At 58.8% G+C, this 21840-nt stretch carries 15 protein-coding genes; 7 read left to right on the top strand and 8 right to left on the bottom strand.

Annotation, left to right across the window (positions count from 1 at the left end; genetic code table 11):
* The first annotated feature begins 33 nt into the window (after nt 1–33).
* Nucleotides 34–405 (top strand): DUF488 domain-containing protein, encoded by a 372-nt coding sequence (locus tag SH410x_RS03790; protein ID WP_473674771.1) that lies wholly within the window; start codon nt 34–36, stop codon nt 403–405.
* 3 nt (nt 406–408) lie between these two features.
* Here the strand turns inward: SH410x_RS03790 and SH410x_RS03785 are convergent, their stop codons facing one another.
* From SH410x_RS03785 to SH410x_RS03775, 3 genes are all read right to left on the bottom strand, one after another.
* On the bottom strand, nt 409–1833 hold the full coding sequence (locus SH410x_RS03785; protein ID WP_473674769.1) for a class II fumarate hydratase: 1425 nt from the start codon (nt 1831–1833) through the stop codon (nt 409–411).
* 90 nt (nt 1834–1923) lie between these two features.
* A complete protein-coding gene (locus tag SH410x_RS03780; protein WP_473674767.1) occupies nt 1924–2868 on the bottom strand; it encodes a DNA integrity scanning protein DisA nucleotide-binding domain protein in 945 nt (314 codons plus the stop codon).
* A gap of 122 nt (nt 2869–2990) precedes the next feature.
* A complete protein-coding gene (locus tag SH410x_RS03775; RefSeq protein WP_473674765.1) occupies nt 2991–3764 on the bottom strand; it encodes a HEAT repeat domain-containing protein in 774 nt (257 codons plus the stop codon).
* Nucleotides 3765–3943: 179 nt separating this feature from the next.
* Between SH410x_RS03775 and SH410x_RS03770 the strand changes: the two genes are divergently transcribed.
* Nucleotides 3944–4453, top strand: coding sequence for a hypothetical protein (locus tag SH410x_RS03770; RefSeq protein WP_473674763.1), 510 nt, complete (start codon nt 3944–3946; stop codon nt 4451–4453).
* Nucleotides 4454–5031: 578 nt separating this feature from the next.
* On the opposite strand, the gene SH410x_RS03765 is transcribed toward SH410x_RS03770, so the two are convergent.
* Nucleotides 5032–5976, bottom strand: coding sequence for an SDR family oxidoreductase (locus tag SH410x_RS03765; RefSeq protein ID WP_473674761.1), 945 nt, complete (start codon nt 5974–5976; stop codon nt 5032–5034).
* A 157-nt stretch (nt 5977–6133) separates the two neighbouring features.
* Here SH410x_RS03765 and SH410x_RS03760 point away from each other — a divergent pair, with 157 nt between their 5' ends.
* The 4 genes from SH410x_RS03760 to ftsY all read left to right on the top strand — a co-directional run bounded on the left by SH410x_RS03760 (nt 6134) and on the right by ftsY (nt 11862).
* Nucleotides 6134–7279, top strand: coding sequence for a S1C family serine protease (locus SH410x_RS03760; RefSeq protein ID WP_473674759.1), 1146 nt, complete (start codon nt 6134–6136; stop codon nt 7277–7279).
* The gene (locus SH410x_RS03755; protein WP_473674757.1) at nt 7266–8411 is read left to right on the top strand and encodes a PDZ domain-containing protein; all 1146 of its coding nucleotides are present in this window, start codon (nt 7266–7268) and stop codon (nt 8409–8411) included. The genes SH410x_RS03760 and SH410x_RS03755 overlap by 14 nt, the downstream gene beginning before the upstream one ends.
* Before the next feature lie 3 nt (nt 8412–8414).
* Nucleotides 8415–10601 carry a hypothetical protein gene (locus SH410x_RS03750; RefSeq protein ID WP_473674755.1) on the top strand — a complete coding sequence of 729 codons (2187 nt, stop codon included), beginning with the start codon at nt 8415–8417 and terminating at the stop codon, nt 10599–10601.
* Nucleotides 10602–10866: 265 nt separating this feature from the next.
* Nucleotides 10867–11862, top strand: coding sequence for a signal recognition particle-docking protein FtsY (gene ftsY / locus SH410x_RS03745; protein WP_473674753.1), 996 nt, complete (start codon nt 10867–10869; stop codon nt 11860–11862).
* Between the two features lie 83 nt (nt 11863–11945).
* Here ftsY and SH410x_RS03740 read toward each other — a convergent pair whose 3' ends face one another.
* A complete protein-coding gene (locus tag SH410x_RS03740; RefSeq protein ID WP_473674751.1) occupies nt 11946–12170 on the bottom strand; it encodes a hypothetical protein in 225 nt (74 codons plus the stop codon).
* A 988-nt stretch (nt 12171–13158) separates the two neighbouring features.
* Here SH410x_RS03740 and SH410x_RS03735 point away from each other — a divergent pair.
* Nucleotides 13159–13323 (top strand): hypothetical protein, encoded by a 165-nt coding sequence (locus tag SH410x_RS03735; protein WP_473674749.1) that lies wholly within the window; start codon nt 13159–13161, stop codon nt 13321–13323.
* A 758-nt stretch (nt 13324–14081) separates the two neighbouring features.
* Here the strand turns inward: SH410x_RS03735 and SH410x_RS03730 are convergent.
* The 3 genes from SH410x_RS03730 to SH410x_RS03720 are packed head-to-tail and all read right to left on the bottom strand — an operon-like array spanning nt 14082 to nt 21813.
* Entirely contained in the window at nt 14082–16073 is a 1992-nt protein-coding gene (locus tag SH410x_RS03730; RefSeq protein WP_473674747.1) for a hypothetical protein, read from the bottom strand.
* A complete protein-coding gene (locus tag SH410x_RS03725) occupies nt 16070–18451 on the bottom strand; it encodes an ABC transporter substrate-binding protein (RefSeq protein ID WP_473674745.1) in 2382 nt (793 codons plus the stop codon). Before SH410x_RS03725 ends, SH410x_RS03730 begins: the two co-directional genes overlap by 4 nt.
* A 2-nt stretch (nt 18452–18453) precedes the next feature.
* Nucleotides 18454–21813, bottom strand: a complete 3360-nt coding sequence (locus tag SH410x_RS03720; RefSeq protein ID WP_473674743.1) for an outer membrane protein assembly factor BamB family protein — start codon at nt 21811–21813, stop codon at nt 18454–18456.
* Between the last annotated feature and the right edge of the window lie 27 nt (nt 21814–21840).

Raw genomic sequence — 21840 nt, 5'->3', positions numbered from 1 at the left:
GACGGATTGCGGTTTCCTCAAACGAGATCACCTATGAGCGGATCAAAACATCCCCACGGCAACATCGAGATTGCACGGGCTTACCATCTGCCCGAGTCAGACGATTCCTACCGAGTGCTGGTCGACCGACTCTGGCCGCGTGGCGTGAAGAAGGAATCGCTGAATTTAGATGATTGGGCGAAAGAACTCTCGCCCAGCAATGAGCTGCGCAAGTGGTTCGATCACGATCCCGACAAGTGGAATGAGTTTCAGACGCGATACGCCGATGAATTGTCCGGCAAGTCCGAACAAATCGAAGCACTGCTCGATGCCGCAGGCGAAAAGCCGATCCTGTTGATCTACGCGGCGAAGGATGAAGCACATAACAACGCCGTGATACTCAAAAATCACCTCAGCAATGCGTAATCACTACGCTTGCGGCTCGGTCATTTTCCACGGGTCGAGGGCATCGTTGAGCTGATCGGCGGGCAACAGGTTCTTCTGCTCACAAAGTTCGCGAATTGTTTGGCCGGTTTTGAAGGCCTCTTTCGCTAGCGCCGCTGCTTGCTCGTAGCCAATCAGCGGGTTCAGGCTGGTGCACATCGACAGCGATTGTTCGACTGCGGCGTTGCAGGCCTCTTCGTTGGGCTCCATGCCATCGAGACAGAAATCAATGAACGCGGCGCAGCCACCATCGAGCAGCCCGATCGACTCGAGCACAGTGTGCCCCATCACGGGCATCATGATATTGAGCTGAAAGTTGCCGCCACACCCGCCACTGACGGTGACCGTCGTGTCGTTGCCGATCACGCGGGCGGCGATCTGCATCAGCGATTCGCACATCACGGGATTGACTTTGCCGGGCATGATGGAGCTGCCGGGCTGCCGGGTCGGCAGCTTGATTTCGTAATAGCCGCAACGCGGCCCGCTGCCGAGCCAACGGATATTATTGGCCAGACCGAGCAACGTCTGGGCGATGCATTTGAGCTGGCCGTGGGCTTCGACGAGCCCGTCGCGGTTAGCATTACCTTCGAAATGATTGGCCGCCTCAACGAAATCGATGCCCGTTTGCTTGGCGAGTTCTGCGGCGACACGTGCACCGAACTCAGGGTGCGTGTTGATGCCGCTACCGACGGCAGTGCCACCCACGGGCAGTTCGAGGACCGCGTCGCGGGCGCGCTCGGCGCGATCGATCGACATTTCGATTTGGCGGGCAAAACCGCCGAACTCTTGGCCCAGACGCAGGGGCGTGGCATCCATCAGGTGCGTCCGTCCGATCTTGATAATCTTGTCCCAAGCCTCTGCCTTTTGCTGGAGCGATGCGTGCATCCGCCGCAAAGTCGGGATCAAACGATTTTGAATTTCGACAGCCGTCGCGACATGGATCGCCGTGGGAAACGTGTCATTGGTGCTCTGGCCCATGTTCACGTGATCGTTGGGATGGATCGACTTCGCCTCCGCCATTCGGTCGCCGCCATCGATCTCGATGGCACGGTTACTGATGACCTCGTTGACGTTCATGTTGCTGCTCGTGCCGCTGCCGGTCTGGAACACGTCAATGGGGAATTGATCCGCCAGCTTGCCGTCAACGACTTCTTGGCACGCATCCAACATCGAGGCGACCTGTTTATCGGAGAGCGGGTTTTTGCCGCTGCCGGTGAGTTTGCCGAGATCGGCGTTCGCGATCCCACAGGCCCATTTCACGCGTCCCATCGCTGAGATCATCGCCGGTGACAGCTCCCAGCCGCTGACGGGGAAATTCTCGACGGCACGCTGCGTCTGCGCACCGTAATAAGCGTCCGCGGGAACGTGAACTTCGCCCATGGAGTCGCGTTCGGTTCGGGTGTTGGTCATGAGAGAGATCCACTGGTTGACGACGAGAAAAATTGAGCCCCGAGCTGGGGATCATGATTTCGCCAGAAACTAGCAAATCGTGACGCGCGGTCAATCCTCACTCGATTGCGGCGGCGGCTCGAAGGCGAACTCCTGCCATTTAACGGCTTTATCCATCGGCACGATCTGCAGAATCAGAAAACCATTTTGGTATAGCCGGACGGTCCCGGTCGATTGACTGATCACCACCGAGACCGCTTTGGTTTTTCTCGTGATGGCGGCGGCGGCCCAGTGCCGCGAACCGAGGCCCTTGGTCATCTTCAGATCTTCGTGGGACACTTCGAGCATCTGCCGACTGCGTTCGATCACACCGTCGCTGGTAACGACGAAGGCCCCATCGAGCTGGGCGACCTCCTTGGCGTCTTCCTGCACTTTGGGGTCGAGCAGGTTGCGGTGTTTTTTGTTGTAGCCACGAAATGGATCGACGCCACCGTCGCTGGAGTGCTCGAGAACTTTTCGCGTATCACCGACCACGAACATGGTGCCCACGGCTTTGCCCTCTCGGCCTTCGCGACCGATCTGCGACGCCAGATCGACAACGGCCTTGATCGTTTTCAGGGGCACACTGCTTTCGATTGTCTGCAGATCACGAACGGTGAACCGCCGCATCCGTTCATCGAGTTGCAGGTGGCTGATCGAGTCCAGTCGCCCCTGCTGGAACCCGCTATAGACGGCCACGACCTCGCCATTGGTGCGGATCATTTCATCGGCGGCCGCCTCCAACAACGCTTCTTGAAGCCGTTCGAGTAAGGGGGCTTTCTCCTTGTTTAACGCCAGCGGACGCAGTCCCGCTTCGGCAGCCCCATCAAGATCCTCGAGGGTATCGACAGCGATGATGACCGTGTTCTTGGGGGCATCGGTCAACTCGGAGATGCGTTTCCAATCCGTTCCACCATCCAAAAGCAACAACAGAGCGTCAGCATTGCGGTCGGCTTTCAACGCCACACCCGCGAGAATCATCGACGCGTTGTGTTTGGTCAGTCGTTGAGTCGCCATCGGTGGAGTTTTTTACAGCGGTGAGCAGAGAAGCATGCGGGAGGCTCCCCAGTCTACTTCATTTCGCGCCGTTTCCATAGCGTCATTGGCCGAGTGTCCCCGGTTCGATCACGACTCCACGCTTAAAAATACGATCCCAAGCCGCCGCGTGGTTTCTCATCGACATCTTTGCCATCGAGTCCTGCAATCCAGGTTTCCGGATCATCGCCAAAATCTTTGCCCGTATTCTGCCGCAAGGCGCTCATGACGAGGCTTTGAGTGGCAGGGTCTCGGTCTTCCAATGCGAGCTTGAGCGAATTGGTCGCGACCTGGCCGGGATGCTCCGCGAGGGCCGAGATCGCGGCATGGCGCACGTCTTTGTTCTGCGAACTGCCGATCGTTTCCGCCAGCATGCGTGTCGCCTCGTCTTCACGCCGATTCCCGAGCGCCCGACAGGCCTCCATGCGGACCTTGATCACGTCGTCGTCCAGCCCCTTCTCGATCAACTTCAACATCGTCGGATCGGATGACTTGCCCGCCGCGACCACTGCTAAACGGCGCATTTCGGCGTTCTCGTCATGCGTGTAGATTTGCTCCAGGTGCTTCGACCAATACTGCTGGCGCTCCGGTGGCAGATTCGGCATGGTCTTGACGAGCGCCTGCAATTCCTTGCGGCGCTGATGGTCCGTGACCCCGAGCTCCTCGTCCCGCGCCCATTGACGCATCGTGAAATAGGGGTTGACCGTCTTGAGCGCATACATCGGCCCGTCTTTGCACCCCGATGTGACGCCGGATGCCCCGGCAGCGAGCAGGGCGACGAGGATGGCACGCCGTCCCATCCCCTGTCGCCCTTCAGCGTTGGGAATTTTCGTTGCGGGGGAACCGAAACGATCGGCAAAACGTTTTTCAGACGCCATGGGGAGGTTCCGACTCGGAGGGATAGAGGAAGAGCGAGCAAAAACTTGCGAGAACCGTATCGACTACCAAAAACATCCTCCCGCGCCCAAGGCCAATTTATCCGGTTCGCGGGCCTAAATCTGCTATCTTGATCGGCAGGATTGGAATTCAACAACGGCCGAAAACTGGAGACCGACGGATGAAGACGACTTTTCTGATGACCGCCCTCATGGGGCTGCTCGCCCTCAGCGGATGCATGCCGTCGAAGCCCACCGCGGAAACAAACGAATCGACGACCCCAGGGACCACCGCCGAAGAAGCCACCCCGCGAGAAACGATCGGCAAGACGACTCAGAACGTGCTCGATCTCCAAGCTGCCATCGCTGAGGGCGGCGTCCTGGCCAGCACCAAGGTGGAGGCCAACAACCCGCTAGCCGCCAGTGCGGGTGCCTACCGCACCACTGTGGGAAAACTGGGCGGGATGTCGGTAGAAAAGACGATCCAGATTCGCAACGCTCAGAGCATTCAAGATCCCAAGCCGCTCGACCATGCCAAACTCATGTCCGAGATCATCAAGCCTGGCAAAACCGATGGCATCCAACTGCCGATGCTGCCCTACTACCAAGAATACGCCTGGGACGAGCCCAACCAAAAGCTCGTCGTCGTGGACTTCCCCGCCCGCCAAGCCGAGCGGGAAAAACAACGGTAAACCCCCACTCGGAAATTTTTTTTAACTGCGTGGGCATCGCCCCGCACTTCTACCGAAGATATCGCGATTCTACCGAAGATATCGCGGCCCGATGAACACAGGGTTCAACGACGTCACCACGAAGCGGCAGCTCGAGATCGACTCGGACGCCCGCCTGGGGTGGCCGGGCGTCCAAACATTTAGAATCGCGAAGCGAGTACCTGTGCAAAGTTTTCCGTACGTGAATCAGCCGATGGGCGTTTACCGCCTCGCGTCGAGGATGCGGCTCTCCGCGGCGATAAATCCCCTGGAATTGCGTCCGGGGCGATCACATGCCGCGACGATCGTCACTGCGGGGACCATCACGGCGCCTCTTTTTGGCTCATCCAACGGAAGGGTGCGTGGGAGTACCGTGGAAGTTTTTTTAAGGATCGCTCCAGTATCCAATCTGTTTTCAAACCAAGCAGTCGAACTGCTGTCCATCCAATCCCACAAATAAATCACTGGACACTTGAGACATGCCTGGTATGTCCCCAAGATAGCGCAAAAACTAGCCTAAAACCTCCGGCGCACGCTTCCGTCGGATGATCCATCTTTGTCTACAGAATCGCCCGCAAACCTTCGACATAGGTCGGAAAGCGTAGCTGCCTCAGCAGATCACGTTTGCAGCGGTGGTTCCAAATCCGTTTGTCCGTTTCGCTGCGATATTGCACGGGCGAATTCTTCGCTGGGGTGACGAAGGTAGGCTCGGCGGAATCGGTTTGCCTCGCGATTTCCTCGTAGAATTCGCGACGGATGACGGGTCGATCGTCGCTGACCACATACAGCCGCTCGCGGTCGGAACTGCTGGAGCGGCCCCCGTCGGCCCATGACAAAGCCGAAATGGTTGCTGCCGCAGCGTCGTCAACGTGGATCAAATTCAAATACCCCTCGGGCGGCGAAGCGATGGGTCGCCCCGCCCGGACGTCAGCGGCTCGGGGCACGCGTGCGGGGCCGTAAATGCCCGACAGCCGCAGGATCGTCCACGCCGACTGCCCCAAACAACTGCGCAGTTTCGCCTCGGCCAGCAAGTGCGCCCGACCGCCTTCGCGCGTGGGTCGCGTGGTGGCGCACTCGTCGACCCACACGCCGCCGGTTTGGTGGTAGACACCCGTTGTGCTGATGTAGCAGACATCCGGGACGGTTCGCCCAAGCTGCTCAGAGGTACTGCGAACCTGCCGTAGCAACCGCGACAGTCCACCCACTTGCGAGTCGAACCGATCCACAGGGCTGTTTCGATCGTAGCTAACCGAGATGAGGATGCGATCGATGTCACGATTTTCGATAATCTGTGCAACCCCCGCCAGATCACGAGTATCGTCCCAATCGAACTGCAGCGGGTGAAACCCTTGCTCGGCAAGTGATTTCATGCGGTTTCGTGTGGTTCCGGTAACGGACCAACCGCGTGATTTCGCATCCCGGCCGACTCGCACGCCGAGATAGCCACAGCCGACAATCAGCAGACTCGGTGAACGGCAAGTTAAATCGGTTGTGTTTTTTGTCATGGCAGAAGGGACCCGTTTCTATGTTCATCTCGCCCCAAAAAGGTGGGCGAATGGGGATACAGAGGGTACAATACGGGAGCCTCTGTGCGGGCTCCTATACTAGAACATGAGTGCACGAGGTGTCGAATCCGTGGTTTTTTGCGATGGGACTGACAGGTTGAAAACAAAAACATCCGAAACCGGAGCGAACGCCCCGCCGCGAATCGGCTGGTTCGTGAAAGCGTCTGTCACCGCTGCGGTCCTACTCGCGGTGGCCTCGCCGGTGATCGCGCAAGATCAAATTCCGCCCGATGGTGGGATCTCGTCGAGCGCTGAACCCGCTGGCGAAAACGTCAACGTCAACGTCAACGTCAACGGCGATACCTACGTCCAACCGCCGGCGAGCCTAGAAAGTTTGCTCGATCGCGGGGGCGTCCCCGAATCTCTCGAGATGCTTCGTGTGCTGCAACGGCAGACCCAGCAAGTCGCGGGGCGGGCGAGCAAGTGTACCGTGAGCGTGCAGATTGGCCCCGCACAGGGGTGTGGGGTCATCGTGACGGGCAGTGGATTTGTTTTAACAGCAGCCCACGTAGCGATGCGGCCCGGCAAAGTCGCCGTCCTCACGCTCGCCGATGGACGCACCGTCACCGCCAAGACCCGCGGCATGAATCGCGAGGTCGATGCCGGACTGATCAAAATCGATCCCGGCCAAAATGGTGGAAAACCCTGGACCTACGCGACCCTTGGCAAGAGCAAAGACCTGCGCAGTGGGATGTGGTGCATCGCCACCGGCCACCCCGGCGGATACGACCGTGATCGTGGCATGGTGACTCGGGTGGGCCGAATTCTGGACGTTCGCCGGGATTCCCTCGATACCGATTGCGCACTCATTGGCGGCGATTCAGGCGGGCCACTCTTTGATTTGGCCGGACGATTGATTGCCGTTCACAGCCGGATTGGCAACGACGTCGCGGACAACCTGCATGTACCGATCGACCACTTTGGTGAATCCTGGGATCGCATGAGCCAGAACGAATCATGGGGGTTCTTGCCCGGGTTCAAACCGGTACTCGGCGTCCAAGGCAACGGTACCGACGAAGCAAACGTCAAAATCGTCTACCCCGGCTCTCCCGCCGCCGCAGCGGGTATCGAGAAGGGTGACGTGGTCGAACGATTCGGTGACATACCGATCACCGATTTCGAATCACTCAAAAACGCGGTTGCTGATACGATGCCGGGTGAACGCATCCAAGTTAGATTACGCCGTGCGGGCAGTCTCGTTCAAGTTGTTGTCGAAATCGGAAGAGCCAATGAATCCTCTTAACCATCCACTCGTCGATACCGGTCACCGTTGGCGACTCCTGTGCAGTGCGTTCTTGCTCGGCACGGCCACCATGCTCGCCGCACCGCCCGTCAGCGCCCAGGACGCCGCGCCGATTCCCGAATGGCTGCAGCAGCGGCTCGTCGACCGGGTCGTCCATCGCCGCGACAGCAATGCGATGATGCAACTCCTCCACCCAATTGCCGGGGAGCTCAAGGGCAGCGTCGTGGAAGTCATCAGCAGCGGTCGACCGGTGGCGTTGGGAACCGTCGTCAGTCGCGCCGATACCGCGGCCGTGGCTGCCACAACCCCAATCCCAACAGCGTCGACGGACCTGCAGGACGTTTACATTCTGACCAAACGCAGCGAATTGTCAGGCGATCCGATCCGCATACGCATCGCCGATGGCCAGCTCTTGCCGGCGCGTGTCGCAGCGGTGCGCCGGGCCAGTGACCTGGCGTTACTGATCGTCCAGGCCGATGCCGCAACGGTCGACCAATCGCTCCATGCGGTCCAGTTCACGTCCGCCGTTCCCCAAATTGGCAGTTTCCTGGTCAGCCCCGACCGATCGGGACGTGTTGCGGGAATTGGTGTCGTCGGCGCGGCACCCCGCAAAGTCGGACACATGGGGCGTTTGGGCATTAAGCTGCAGCAAACCGAACAAGCCGGGGCACGCGTTCGCAGTATCATTCCGCATAGCGGTGCCGATGAAGCTGGCTTGGAAATGGGCGATCGAATCATCGCCATCGATGGGCAGACCCAAAACACTGTCGATATCGTCGTCTCGACCCTCAACAGTATGTTTCCCGGCGAAGTCGTCCAGCTGACCATCGAACGCGATGGCAGCACGGTCGATATCCCTGCTCAACTGAGCGAATTTGCAGTCATGCAGGAGTCGGAAAACGACGCGCGAGTCAACGGTGCACGCAATGTTCGCTTGTCAGGATTCGAGCGGGCCCTCCAGCACGATACCGTGCTCAATCCCGAACAGTGCGGCGGCCCAGTCCTCGACACCGAAGGACATGTGATCGGTATCAACATCGCCCGAGCCGGACGTGTCGTCAGTTACGCGCTGCCCGCCTCGCTCGTCACCACCGAAGTCTCCAGCATGATTGCCGAAGCGGGCGGTAAATAACCCTTGACTGTTTCCTTTGCCGTTCGGTGCGTTAGCTGTCATGGTCGCCTGCGGGTGACCGACGAGGCTTTGATCGGCACGATCGTAGCCTGCCCACGCTGCGGTTCGATGGTACAAATCGAGGTACCCGAGCCGAAGTCGCCCACGCCATCTGCCCCAACGGTGCCCCCTCCCGCGGCCACACAGCCACCGGGAACACCACCGACCGGTGCGTCCCAGGCCTCCCGCCCCCACACGCCGGCACGACCGCCCATGGTGGTCGGCAGTGACCCGGTCGATAGCCAGGAGATCACCCAGGGCGATCTCCTCAACAACGAGGACCTCGCACTGTCGGCGGGCTCACGCCGCGGCAATGGCGGATTTGCCGCGGCGTCGGCACCACCCATTGAAGCCGACGCCAACCGATCACCGACACCTCACGAAACAGAAGCCGACAACGACTCCAGCGACCCCGCAGATTGGCAAACCAATGCAGCCTGGGCGAGCGAATCGACGCGAAAGTTCCGCCAGCGACTGTTCATGGCCATCGCCATCGCCGGGGGATTGCTGATTGTCGCGATCCTGGTGATGTGGTCGCTCAGCGGCTCCAATCCGCAACCGCTCATCGCCGAACAGGCACAGCCCCAGCCAAACAGCGAGCCAGGGCCCCCATCGCGTTCCGTCGAAGAAGAGACCATCACGGAGCGTACTCCCGACCCGACGCCGCAGGCCCCCGCTGACGAATCAACACCGGATGCCGATGCCACCGAGCAAGTGGGCCCGTCCGCGGCGGACGAGACGACCACACCGCAGCCCGAGACCGCCGCCCCCACCGACACGGTCCCGTCTCCCACCGACACGGTCCCGTCCCCTACCGACGCGATGATCCCTGCGGATCTCATGCCGATGGACGTGCTCGCAGGCGGGGACCCGACGTCGACAACAGGTCCCCTGACTGACAATCCGGCCGTTGTGCCGGGGCAGACCGACGCCCCCGCCGCAGATCCTTTGACGGACCTGCCGCCCGAACTCGCGGCCTTTGTCGATCTGCTGGATCTGCCCGGCAACGCTCCCGACGCGCCACCGGTGACCCCGGCGACTGCTCCCATGGACGACCTCGTCGTGGATCAAGCCGCCGACGCGATGCTCGACCCGATGCTGTTGGCCACTCCGCCACCCGAAGTGAACATTGACAACGCGCTCAAACTGAGAGTTGCGATCCAAACGGCTGGCTATCCTTTGACCGGCTTCGTTTTCGTCTGCAGCGAATTGACTCAAGTCCCGATCCAAATCGATTGGTTCACCCTCGACTTAGCTGACATTTCGATCTCGCAGAAGGTCCGTGACCCGCAGCCGGGTTGGAAGCCGATCGGCGAATTGATCGACGCGATCGCCAGTGAGGCCGGCGTTGCCTTCGAGCGGGAGGAGACACGATTGCTGCTGACGCTCACAATCGCTGATACCCAGGCGAAGTTGCAAGCCGTGCTCGCCACCGACGACTTCGCCGCGGAGCAAGAGTCGGCAAAGGCCCTCGTCGATCGGTTTGCCCAGGATCCCCAGTGGAACGAGCGGGAGCAACTCAATTTGCGAGCGCTCGTGACGGACTGTCTGCGTCTGGCACGTGGCCTGGATCCCAAACTACCCGAACAAGCGATCGCGCACTGGACCACCCATGCCAACGGCTTGCTGTCCCAGGGAGATGCCGCCCACGAGCTGCCTGAGCTCTTCCCCGAACAATGGCCGCTGCTCGAAGGCGGCCAGTCGGGGCCGCAACTTGACACCGCGATCACACTGGCGGGCCTGCTCCGGCAAACCGCGCACATCAACCAAGTCGCCTGTGTCGTCAACTGGGATGACGCCCGCCAACGGCGTTTAACGCCCGGACAACTGGTGCTGCCTTACGCCGATCAACCCGCCGGCGCGATGCTTGCCAAAACACTGGCCCCGATGGGCCTGCAAGTCCGCGTTGCCGACGCAAAGCATTGGTGGGTCGGCACGGCGGCCACCTACGATCGCATGCCATTGCTGGTGATCGGCGACGAACTGGGGCCCCGGCGCGAGGAAATCATGCAGCGCATCCGCGACGCCGCCGCTCGCGCCGACACGCTCGTCTTCATCGAGCACGACCCCGTCTCGGATCGCTATCTCAGCATGATGCCGAGGTTCCTCTACCGCCAACTCCCCACCATCCTTCAGCCATTCTCGCAGTAAGCATCGCGTGAACAACAAGTCACGAAAGTCTCCCGTAGCCACCGTCCGCCAGACTGTCGGCCCCCACGCTCTGGCGAGCGTAGCGACGTCCGCTTTTCCTCACGCGATGCTAGGCGACAGCGAATGAAGATTCCGCGTCTCGACGTTTGACTCTGCGCACCTGAATGCCTGCCTGCCCGCGAACCACCCGTCGAATAGATCACCGGCGTTTGATATGGTGTTCAGTCCCTCGCAACCGATTTTTATCCTTAGGAAACCGATACCGATGGCGTTTTGGCGATCGAAGACAACACCGAGCCAACCAGCAACCCGCGACGCGGCACCTTCGGGAGAGTCAGCAGGGAAAGGCCGTCTGTTTTCAAAATTCTCCCATGGGTTGCAGAAAACTCGCCGGGTGCTCGGCACTGACATCCGCGACCTATTCAAGAGCGAAGGGCGGCTCGTCGACGAAGAATTTTTGGGCGAGTTGTTCGCACGCTTGATTCGCACCGACATGGGCACCGGCCCCGCCAACAAAATTCGCGATGAAGTGGCCCAACAGTACCGCGGCCGGGTCGTGCAGTTGGAGGAAGTCGTTGCCACGATCACCGACGAGGTTCGCGAGCAACTCAGGCAAGACCACGGCGGGCTCGCAAAAGCCGATTCCGGCCCCACCGTGATCCTGGTAGTGGGCGTCAACGGCAGTGGCAAGACCACCTCGATCGGCAAACTCGCCCATCACCTGCACGGCGGCGGGCACACTCTCGTGCTCGGGGCCGGTGATACATTCCGGGCTGCCGCCGTCGAGCAACTGACGATTTGGGCGGGCCGAATCGGCTGCGAAATCGTAACGGGTAAAAGCGGTGCCGACCCCGCCAGCATCGCTTACCAGAGCGTCGACAAGGCAATCGAACTCGGGTCCGACTACGTGATCATCGATACTGCGGGCCGATTGCAAACGCAGAGCAACCTCATGCAAGAATTGCAAAAGATCCGCAACGTTATCGAAAAACGATTGCCAGGGGCGCCGCACGAGGTGCTGTTGGTACTCGACGCCACGGCGGGACAAAACGCGATCAGCCAAGCCAAAGGCTTCAGTGCGGCAGCCGGCTGCACAGGCATCGTGCTGGCCAAACTCGACGGCTCGGCTAAAGGCGGCGTCGTGCTTCCCATCCACGAACAATTCCAATTACCCGTCAAGTTCGTAGGGCTGGGTGAAGGACTCGCCGACATGGCCGCGTTCGACCCCGACTCCTTCGCGGAAGCACTGTTCCAGAACTGAGTGACGCTTCGGCAATAAAAAACGCGGCGTCCAATTGCTCGGTCGCCGCGTGTGAATTTTCTGACTCGATCGGAACGGTACCCTTACTCGGTAACCGTTTCCTCGACTGCTTCGACTGCGCCATCAGCCTTTTCTTCGACAACTACAACCGCTTCGTCTGTCTCAACAGCAGCGGTATCGATCGCGTCGCCAGTCGTTTCAGCAGCGGAATCAGCCGCGGTGGAAACATCGTCTTTGGCCGACTCGTCGCAACCGGCGAAGGTCAAACTGCACGCACAGAGTGCAACACCAAGAATTCGGAACATCATCTTTTTTGCCTTGAGAGAATTGGGGTAGGGTCTTTTGAAAAGACAACGGCTATCGTCCGCTGACCGACATCGCGGGAATTTCCCACGCGCCGCAAACGGACACCGCTAGACGTATTGTGACCCTATCATCCGGGTCCGGAAGAGGGGAGACATAATATTTCCCTGAAAACAAGATGGATCCGGCATAATTCGCTCCGGATTTACCATTCTTTCTGACTAGCGCAGGCACGCCCGCCCGGCAACCAGCATGGGGTTTGAACCACGAATCACACGAATCACACGAAAGGTCAGCGTGGGTCGAATGCGTGTTTTTCGTGGTCGAATCAATGCCAATGACAACGGAGCGACCAAAATTATCCCGACCATCGCAGAGGCCGCCCTGCATGCTGGTAGGAGTTTATTGAGGAGGTGCGATGTCCCTCTGAGCTTTCTCGTTTTGAGTTCCTCTTAGTGACGAAGTCACGGCATGCAACAGCCCCGGACGCAAGTCCGGGGAACCGATTGCAAACGATGATCGCGTAGTCCTGGAGGGACGGCAGGTCTTTCACACACCAAAGATAGAAGTTAGGACAGGCAATGAATCGTTGCCTTTGAAAGAGACATGCAAGCCCGCCCGGCAACGAGCGTGGGGTTTGAACCACGAATCACACGAATCACACGAAAAGTCAGCGTGGGTCAAATTCGTGTGATTCGTGTTTTTCGTGGTCGAATCAATGCCAATGGCAACGGAGCGACCAAGATTCCCCCGACCATCGCAGAGGCCGCCCTGCATGCTGGTAGGAGTTTATTGAGGAGGTGCGATGTCCCTCTGAGCTTTCTCGTTTTGAGTTCCTCTTAGTGACGAAGTCACGGCATGCAACAGCCCCGGACGCAAGTCCGGGGAACCGGTTGCAAACGATGATCGCGTAGTCCTGGAGGGACGGCAGGTCTTTCACACACCAAAGATAGAAGTTAGGACAGGCAATGAATCGTTGCCTTTGAAAGAGACATGCAAGTCCGCCCGGCAACGAGCGTGGGGTTTGAACCACGAATCACACGAATCACACGAAAAGTCAGCGTGGGTCAAATTCGTGTGATTCGTGTTTTTCGTGGTCGAATCAATGCCTATGACAACGGAGCGACCAAAATTATCCCGACCATCGCAGGAAATTAGGGACAGGCAATGAATCGTTGCCTTCGAAAGAGACATGCAGCCGGCCCGGCAACCAGCGTGGGGTTTGAACCACGAATCACACGAATAACACGAAAAGTCAGCGTGGGTCAAATTCGTGTGATTCGTGTTTTTCGTGGTCGAATCAATGCCAATGGCAACGGAGCGACCAAGATTCCCCCGACCATCGCAGAGGCCGCCCTGCATGCTTGTAGAGGGACCAAAATCAGAGGGACAGAGCATCTTTTCGCGAAAATCGACGCAAGCATCCAACTCGGCGAGATCCGCTCCGATGGGGAGGTCAAAATCCTCCAACAAGTGCTGTGTCCCTTCGTTCTAATGTCCCTTCGTTCTAGATGGGTGGCCCCATGTCGTAGAGAGGAATTCAACGCAGAGTCGGGGGGACGCGAGGACGCAGAGAACGCCGATCACCGCCTCTGCCCCCACCGCAAACGCACACTATCGCACGGGAATACCCGGTACTTTGGCGAGGAACTCCAGGTTCCGAACCGACCTCGCTACCACTGGAGGTCGAAGCCGAGTTTCGCCGACATGCTCACGACGCTACGCCACAAATACTGGGAGGAGAAATGATCGGGAGTGTCGGTGGCTGCAACCCCCGACGATAATCCCCGACGTCTGCTCACGTTCCTGGCGAGCATTCGTTCGACGGGGACGCATTTTTCAAAGAGCACTGGATGCGAGAGCGATGTCTGAAAAACCTGTCCCGGTATGCTGCGCCCCCTTCGGATGAACGGGCCCTACTTTGGCTCAATAACGCCTGCGGGTGGCGGTTCGGTTTCTGCCTCGCCTGCTGCGGCAGGCGGTGCCTCGTCCTTCACCGACTCCTCCGCATCTGGACTTCCGTCTGTCGCGGGCGTCTCGCCGCCCGCCTTGGCTTCGATCAATGCGATTTCCAGGTCATTAATGATCCTAGGGTTGATCTGTTTGGACAGCAGCTCTCGGGTCTCGCTGAACATTTCATCAACTTTGCGCTGTTGATTGGGATTCCGCCCGATCTCTTTGAGGAACATGGTCTGCTTGACGCCCATGTCATTGGCGATTTTCTCGTTGGACGGTTCATTTCGCAGGGTCTCAAGCAGTTCATCGGCAGCCTTCAAATTCCCTTCCTTGATCCGCATCAGAATGCGTGCTTTGAAGAGTTCGCGAATGGCCACCAGATCGACGATCGCATTCTGAACGCCGCGGATGTAGGCTTCCGCTTGCAGTCGCATGTCGTCACCGGCGAGATCGGCAACAACGAGTTCATGTTGACCGGGAACGATCGGCAGTCTCGCCAGGACGGCGCCACCGTTCTTGACATAGAGCAAACGCAACGGGCGATCAATTTTCCCAACGTGCAACCGGCCATTCCAGTCGGTGCGTCCGACGAACGTCATGCTCGTACTATCGAGTTCCTTGTCGTAGAGTTCGTAGCCGATCAACGGTTCGTTAGGCTTCCCCTTGGCGTGCAGCCGCAGCATCGTGCTCTCACGGCGAGGTTTGAGTCGTATCCCCATGCGATGCGTACGATTGTTCTTGCGGCCCTGCAACGTGGTCATGCGGCCTGTATAAAAATCCATATTGACCGAATTCTCGGTCTTTTCGGTGACATACAATGACGCAAAATCGAGTGGACCGAGCGTGAGCGGGCGGCCATTGCGATCATCTTTGCGGACCAGTGGGACGAGCACTTCGCCGACACGCAGATGAATGGGAGAGTCGGGGTCGAGCGCCAAACCGGCGGCCCGTACCAACCCGACTGCCGAGCTTCTTCCGGCATCGTCAATGCGGACGACGGGCGAAAATGCGTCTCGCACGGCGACGCCGACTGACATCGCGACATCGTTGAGCGAGATCATCTCGTGGTGCACCACGTCACCGAAGTACTGCATCAGCGTGTCGAGCTCGACGACATCGACCGTTGCCGGCGCGACCCTGGTTTGCAATCGCACAACATAGATTTTATCGAATTGCTCGATCGCCTCGATCACCTGTCCTTCGAGCGGTGGCACAATGAGCTTGGCATCGGGTTCGGTTAGCGAATCGCCCATGCCCCGCGATACCAACATCGCCTCGGTCGATTCGTCGCTCCACATCTCACGCAGGTCGACGGCATCCCCCGAGATGGGATGTAAATTGGCCTTCCACGCAAATTTGGCGGGCGTGGTTTTTGATTCGGGATCCTGTTCGATGCGGCGGAGGACATCCTGGACGCGCCCCTGTGTACCGAGAATTTGCTTCAAAAAACGCCCCGCGTCGGAGGCGAAGTGAACGCGTACCGAATCGGGATGGTCGCGTTTCAGTGCGATCACGGGGTCCGCTGCGGCAATCGAGTCAAACGTGATCGACGCGAGGTCACGACGGGCGATCGAAGCGACCCCGGGCGGCGCATCCGCGATAACGGTGCGCCACACCGAGCGAAAATCTCGATCGAGATACTTCATCAGGTCTCCCCGCAGCGACTCCGCATTGATACGGGGGTTGTCCGAGGCGATCCAAATCAGCACGCGGTACGGTGAGAAGTCGAACGGGGGCGGTTCTTCCGGACGCTCCTCTATCTCGGCAAGGGGATCTGGTGTTTCGTTACCGTCCGCCGCAGCGGAAGCGACACGCTCGGCGGAGGACGCCGACGTGTTGTTTTCGGCATCGACGGCATCGGCCACCGGCGCGAGGGCGAACGCACCGGTCCAACTGCCGAGCGTGAGGATGACGATCGAGGCCGCGATGGCCAAACTTATGCGGCGGTTCATTGGCTCAGCCTCCATTTTTCAGCGTTCTGGTACAACGACACGACGTCCGATCCAACGCCGAGAAGATTGCGGTTGTAAGCATAGGAATCGACCAATTGCCAAAGCGGAATGATGGGCAACTCATGATGCACGATGTAATGCAGATCGAGCAATCGGTCACGGGCATCTTTCCAGTTCTTGGATTCCTCCAATCGCCGTAATCCCAAACCCACCAATTGATCCGTGCTGCCGGCCATGCCCTCGGGGCCGAGTACGCGTCGCGCGTCGATGATCGGCTCCCATACCGCCGCGGCGACGTAGGCAAGGTCCGCCGTCCCCGGGTCCGGAAACGCTTTTCCAACCGGCAGCTCCACTAGCTCAACGACTAAATCCAGCAACTCCCACTGGCTCTTGATCGCTTCGCAGGCCGAACGGGACAGGTTCTCAGGGGGGTGGGCCAGCCGAATGGGTTTCAGCTCGGGGACCTTCTCATTTTTGCGTTTGGCCTGACTCTCGAGCGTGTTGGCATTCATGGTGATCAACAGCTTCGCCAGCCGCGGTTCGTAACGGCGGGGTGCGATGGATTGATCATATGCGTAGCCGAGTGGATCGTTCTGCTCCAGTCCAGCGGGAAAGGGCCCCGACAAGACTCGGCAACCGGGTACCTCGAGACCTTCGAGCAGTTCGCCCGCAAGGATGTCCTCTCGGTTCGTCCCGTAGACCAGAGCACGCCGAAAGGCTCGCTCGGCCAAGTACGCATGGTCGCTGCAGGGGACGAGCATATGCACACTGGGCAACGGATACTTCGCCACACGAATCTTCCGATTACCTTCCAGACGAACGGCATCGGCGGGAAACAATTGGTCGAGCACGTCGACTTCGCCCTTGAGCAATTTAGCCACCCCATCGGCAGCGCTTTCGGTACGTATTTCCACAATCTCACGGGGCTGGGTCGCAGTTCGCTGCTTGCCCACGAGCGTATAGCGGACCACGTCGCCCTCGACGACATCGCGGCGATAATCCCCGGTGGGCGACCCCGGTTCCCCGCCGAACCAACTGCCGTCAACGGTCATCTGAATCAATGCGGACGGCAACACGTTGGGACGCCGCAACAGACAGTCAATCTCCTTGGGCCCATCGAGCCCAATGGCCTTGATCGCCGCCGCCCAGGGTGAGAAATATACTGGCGAACCAGGGTCGACGCGTTCGGCCAAGCGATCAGCAACGAGAAATCCGTTGATCCGATTGAGTGGCGGCTCCAGCTTCTCGGGCTGCAACAGCATCTTAAATTCCTGGCGGTCGGCACTCTGTTCGGTCTCACCGAACAAGAAGTCATACTCGCCACCTTCCGGCCCCGCACCCTGCATCTCGAACAGCACACGGTAGAGCAAACGCCCCGCTCGCCGCGCCGCCCAATTGTCCAAACGCGTGGGATCGGGATCCTTGGCGGTTTGCAGCACGCCGACATTCACGAGCGGATAGATCTGGTCGATTTTGCGAACGAGTTCCTGGCCGTTGGGGATCGATGGTTTCAGGTGGATACTCTCCCGCGAAAGCCGACGGGCCTCGCGAAAGTCTTCTGCCTTCAACGCTGCGATCGCCCCATCTTGTCGCTCCTGCGCCATCTCAAGAAAAGTTTGGTTCCATTTCTTGATCGACGCCAGATTCTGACCACGGTAGTCTTTCTCCAATCTCGCGAGGAGCTGCTGTGCCAACTCGAGCTTCTGCTCGTCCATCAGCTTTTGCATCAAACGGTCCGTCGTCATTCCAATCCCCGAAATGACCGAGTCGCTCTTGTACTCCGGTGCATAGCGATGGAGTTCTTCCAGCATCGCTAAGGCGGGGCCAATCTCACCTTTCTTGAAGCGGCTGAGCGCATCACGAAGCAGATACTCCGAGCGCAGTGTCCGCAAATTAGGACGATTGGGGTAATCGCGAATCAGCACCGACAGAAACGGATACGCACCGGTGAAGTCACCAGCTTTGATGCGATCGGCGGTTTCCCGCTCGAGACGTTTCTCCCAAAAGTCGATCAGCTCAATCTCATCCCACTTCGCAACGAAGTCTTTGGTTTCGATGCCGTTGATGCGAAATTTCAATTGGCCCTTGGCATTGGTCGGCATCTCGCGGTTGGGCAAATCGAGCAGCCTCGCCTTGACCCAACCGCCGCCGGCATCCTGTTTGAAAAAGATGAGGTCGTGCGGGTCTTCCTGGAGGAGTTCCAGCCCGGGATCCTCGGGGCGGCCTACCTCCGCGTAGTTGATGATCTCCGCCTGCAGGTGCGTGCATGCCGATCCGAAAAACACCACCGATCCGCAAATCAGAGCGGCTGCAACGATGTTTTTGACGAAAATCGTGTGAGGTGGTGAGAACACGTGCATGAAAGAATACCAGGACATAATCAATTCTCGCCGGGGATGTTGGTGATGTAGACCACGCCCTCGGCGCCGGGGACGAACAATTGGTTACCCGCCGGCAGTGGGCTGGCGGACAGGGGCTGGCCCAGCTCCGTGGTGCCGAGCACCTTACCGGTGGCGGGGTCGATTGCGACGAGCCAGCCGTCGACACCAGTCAAAATCCAGCGGCCTTGGATCGACACGACATCGTCCACGGGCAACCCTGCGACGGGCATCGGGGTCTGAAACACCTGCTCACCGTCCGCTGAGAACGCTCGCAGGACAGAGTCATTCGTGATCAACATCGCTAACTCCTCCCCATCTTCGGTGGTCGCCAGCGACGGGCCCCATTGGATTCGACCATCCAACAGTTTCTCGAACTTCTTCGCCAAACCTTCTTCTTCGTAACCGACCAAGAAATCGGCCGCAGGGCCACTCACACCACCGACGAAGACCGTGCCGACGCCGATGGTTTTGCGGAGAAAAGGAGCCTTCAAATCGACGCTAGAGAGTTCACGAATTTGGTCGCCAACCCGAATCCGATATATTTTCTTGCGGCTATCGGTCAGCAGCACCTGATCGGCATCGCTACTGACACGAACCGGCGTCGACCAGGTCACCGTGTTGTCCGGGCTGGGATTGCTCGCAGGTTGAAAAGGAGCACCTTTGGACGCACCGGTTTCCCAGTTCATCAGCACGACGCGTCCGGAATCCAGCGGCAACAACATGCCGCCACCACTGTAGATTCCCACACCGACGGGCTTGGGATCGGACAAGTGATAGGTGACCTTCCGCAAGATTTCCCGACGGCGGGTGGGGTCGTACACCATCGACTCGTTGGGCTGGGACTCGTTGAGAAAGACGCGGCGATTGCCATCGATCGTGATGGGGTTGGTGAAGTTCATCGAGATCGAATTCGCCCCCGGATTCTCGATCGGTCCTTGGGTCGAACCGCTCTTGAATGATTCCAGATCGAGCTGGAACAACGCCCCTTGGCTGGTCACAGCATGGAACCCCTTGTCGGCTTTGATCAACATCGAAATCGGCGTGCCCACATCCGTCCGCCAGATTTCGTCGCCGGTCTTGGGCACCGCACCGGTAACCCGAATGGCCGACGTGCCACGCAGGATGCGGGCATGGATCAACAGATCCTCCGTCGCCAGTGGCTGGCCGATGAACGTATCCCCTTCATCCTTGCCCCAATCGAAGACGACACGGCCGGTATTGATCTGCAGCTCATAACGTCCCAACCGCGTTCCCGTGATCCACATTTGACTGCGGCCCACAGCCATATCCGTCAGCGTGGGCTTGTCGTAGGACGCGACCTGCTCAGCGATCTTGGAGACTTGCTCTCCCTCGGCGGTCGGTTCAATGTCAAACACCGCGACTTGCCCACGATCGGTTAGCACGATCATCCGGCGCTGTTGGATGACGGGCGGCACGAGCACGTTTCCGGTCAAGCGGAATGGTTGCTGAGCGACTTTCAAACCGCCGCCTTTTTCGTCCATTCGCAGCACGTGCAAGTTCGCGTAATCCGAGCCAGCATTCTCAATCACAAAGAGGTGTCCGAGCAACGCCACCGGGGCGACGGCAATCGTTCCCTCTTCATGTCCGGTGTAGAAACTCTCAACACTTTTTCCTGTGTTGGCATCGATCGCATACAGATTACTGTGATCACCGGGCAGGTAAATGCGGTTGAGTTTGTCGTCGATGCCCGCCGGCGAGCTGATGGTCTGGGGCAGGTCGGTCACCCAGTTCGTATCTCCGGTTTCTGAATCCAGCGAGATCAAGCGTCCCGAGTGAACGGAGATCAAGATCGAATCCTTCCCCGCGACGGGTTCGACGAATGTTTCGCCGACCTTCAATCGCCACTGCAACTGACCGTCTTTGCCGCGATAACTCTGAACCTCGTTCTGATTGAGATCCGTGAGCAGCACCGACCTCCCGTCATCGAGCCGAATCGGTGTATGGTCTTCACCGTAGCCCGTGAATTTCCGCCACAGCAATTGACCGTCGTAGGCAGAAAAGGCGAGCACGCTGCCCCCAGCACGCAGGTAAAAAATCTCATCTTGCAATCCCGGCACAGGCGGCTTGAGCTCAACCCGGTTGGTCAACACGATCGACTTCAGCGAGCCTCCCTCGATCGGCGTCGTGATCGATTCCGGTTTGTTCTTGGAGGGAGCGAGCAGGGTCTCCTGGATCGCACTGGCCTCCTCAACGAGCACGGTTAAACGTGGATCGGCGGCGAGTTCGGGGAAATCACGCAACAGGGCCTTGCGGAAGTCATACGCATCCTTCGTTTCTTTTTTTGCCAGGGCCTCTTTCATGGCCGCTTCCGTTTCGTCTAAGCGGATGTTGCGAACGATATCGCGTTTGACACGGTTGCGCGCCTCGGTGACTTGCAGCAGCCGCCCCTCGAGGGTGGTTTTCATCGACGTCAACATGTAGTTCGGGTTGTCGATGAGAGTCCACTGCTCGTCGAGCTGGTCGAGCAATTGCTGCTTCTCGCTGGTCTCGGTCGCTTTGCCAGCCTCCTTAGCGATGTTCTCGGCAATGTCCACCAACAGCTCCCCGAGATTGCCGCGTTCGTCGTTCATCGCGGGCTCGTCAATGATCCGAGGCAATACCTCCTTGGCTTTGTGGAGACCTTCGGTCGGGTCGGTCATCTGCGAACTACGGTAGATCTCGCACATCCCCACGCGTGTTCGAGCCTGCGACGAATACTGATTGTCTTGACCGTACTGAGCCAAGAACGAAATGTAGGCGTCTTGAGCCGGCTGGTAGCTCTGGCTGTCGTACTGCTTGTTCGCAGCATCGATCACGTCGTCGGCGCTGGCTTTGCTCAGGATGAAATAGAATCCATATCCCGCGATGGCCAAGAATCCAATGATGCCCAGATATCCGTAGATTTTGAACGAATCCCAAACCGACTTGTGCTCCGGAGGCGCAACCCGGCCTGAGGGTCGCTTCGGCCGCGGTCGTTCGCCCTCGACACCCTCGGCAACCGCAACCGCTTCGACGGGCTCGGCTTCCACTGCCATCGCCTCGACCGGTTCGGCATCCAACGGCTCGGCATCGAATACCTCATCGATCATCATCACATCGTCATCGCCCCCGATCGACGTCAAATCATCGTCGACATCGACCGCCTCGACCACATCTTCGTAATCAGGGCTACGGAGCTCACCAATCAACTTGGACGCTTGAAACCGCGTCAACTGTCCATTGTCAACAAGCAGTTTCGCGACCGCTTCGGGCGTCACCCGGGCACCGCCCTCTGTCAATTGTTCGCGGAGAGCTTCGATAATTTCTTGGTCAAGCAAACCACGTCGTTCCAAGCGGTCAATCAGTTCGTTAGCAAGCATAAAGAAAAAGTTATTGGCTGTTCGCTG

It is taken from the genome of Rhodopirellula sp. SH410 (genome assembly GCF_055811895.1).
Note: the sequence above shows the minus strand (reverse complement) of the source record. Positions and strands in the feature narration are given on the sequence as shown.

What these genes read in the sequence shown, in the direction of transcription:
- SH410x_RS03780 (WP_473674767.1), bottom strand. Translation starts at nt 2,868, where the DNA reads ATGGCGACTCAACGACTGACCAAACACAACGCGTCGATGATTCTCGCG.
- ftsY (WP_473674753.1), top strand. Translation starts at nt 10,867, where the DNA reads ATGGCGTTTTGGCGATCGAAGACAACACCGAGCCAACCAGCAACCCGC.
- SH410x_RS03725 (WP_473674745.1), bottom strand. Translation starts at nt 18,451, where the DNA reads ATGTCCTGGTATTCTTTCATGCACGTGTTCTCACCACCTCACACGATT.
- SH410x_RS03765 (WP_473674761.1), bottom strand. Translation starts at nt 5,976, where the DNA reads ATGACAAAAAACACAACCGATTTAACTTGCCGTTCACCGAGTCTGCTG.
- SH410x_RS03755 (WP_473674757.1), top strand. Translation starts at nt 7,266, where the DNA reads ATGAATCCTCTTAACCATCCACTCGTCGATACCGGTCACCGTTGGCGA.
- SH410x_RS03785 (WP_473674769.1), bottom strand. Translation starts at nt 1,833, where the DNA reads ATGACCAACACCCGAACCGAACGCGACTCCATGGGCGAAGTTCACGTT.
- SH410x_RS03735 (WP_473674749.1), top strand. Translation starts at nt 13,159, where the DNA reads ATGCAAGTCCGCCCGGCAACGAGCGTGGGGTTTGAACCACGAATCACA.
- SH410x_RS03770 (WP_473674763.1), top strand. Translation starts at nt 3,944, where the DNA reads ATGAAGACGACTTTTCTGATGACCGCCCTCATGGGGCTGCTCGCCCTC.
- SH410x_RS03790 (WP_473674771.1), top strand. Translation starts at nt 34, where the DNA reads ATGAGCGGATCAAAACATCCCCACGGCAACATCGAGATTGCACGGGCT.
- SH410x_RS03775 (WP_473674765.1), bottom strand. Translation starts at nt 3,764, where the DNA reads ATGGCGTCTGAAAAACGTTTTGCCGATCGTTTCGGTTCCCCCGCAACG.
- SH410x_RS03740 (WP_473674751.1), bottom strand. Translation starts at nt 12,170, where the DNA reads ATGATGTTCCGAATTCTTGGTGTTGCACTCTGTGCGTGCAGTTTGACC.
- SH410x_RS03730 (WP_473674747.1), bottom strand. Translation starts at nt 16,073, where the DNA reads ATGAACCGCCGCATAAGTTTGGCCATCGCGGCCTCGATCGTCATCCTC.
- SH410x_RS03720 (WP_473674743.1), bottom strand. Translation starts at nt 21,813, where the DNA reads ATGCTTGCTAACGAACTGATTGACCGCTTGGAACGACGTGGTTTGCTT.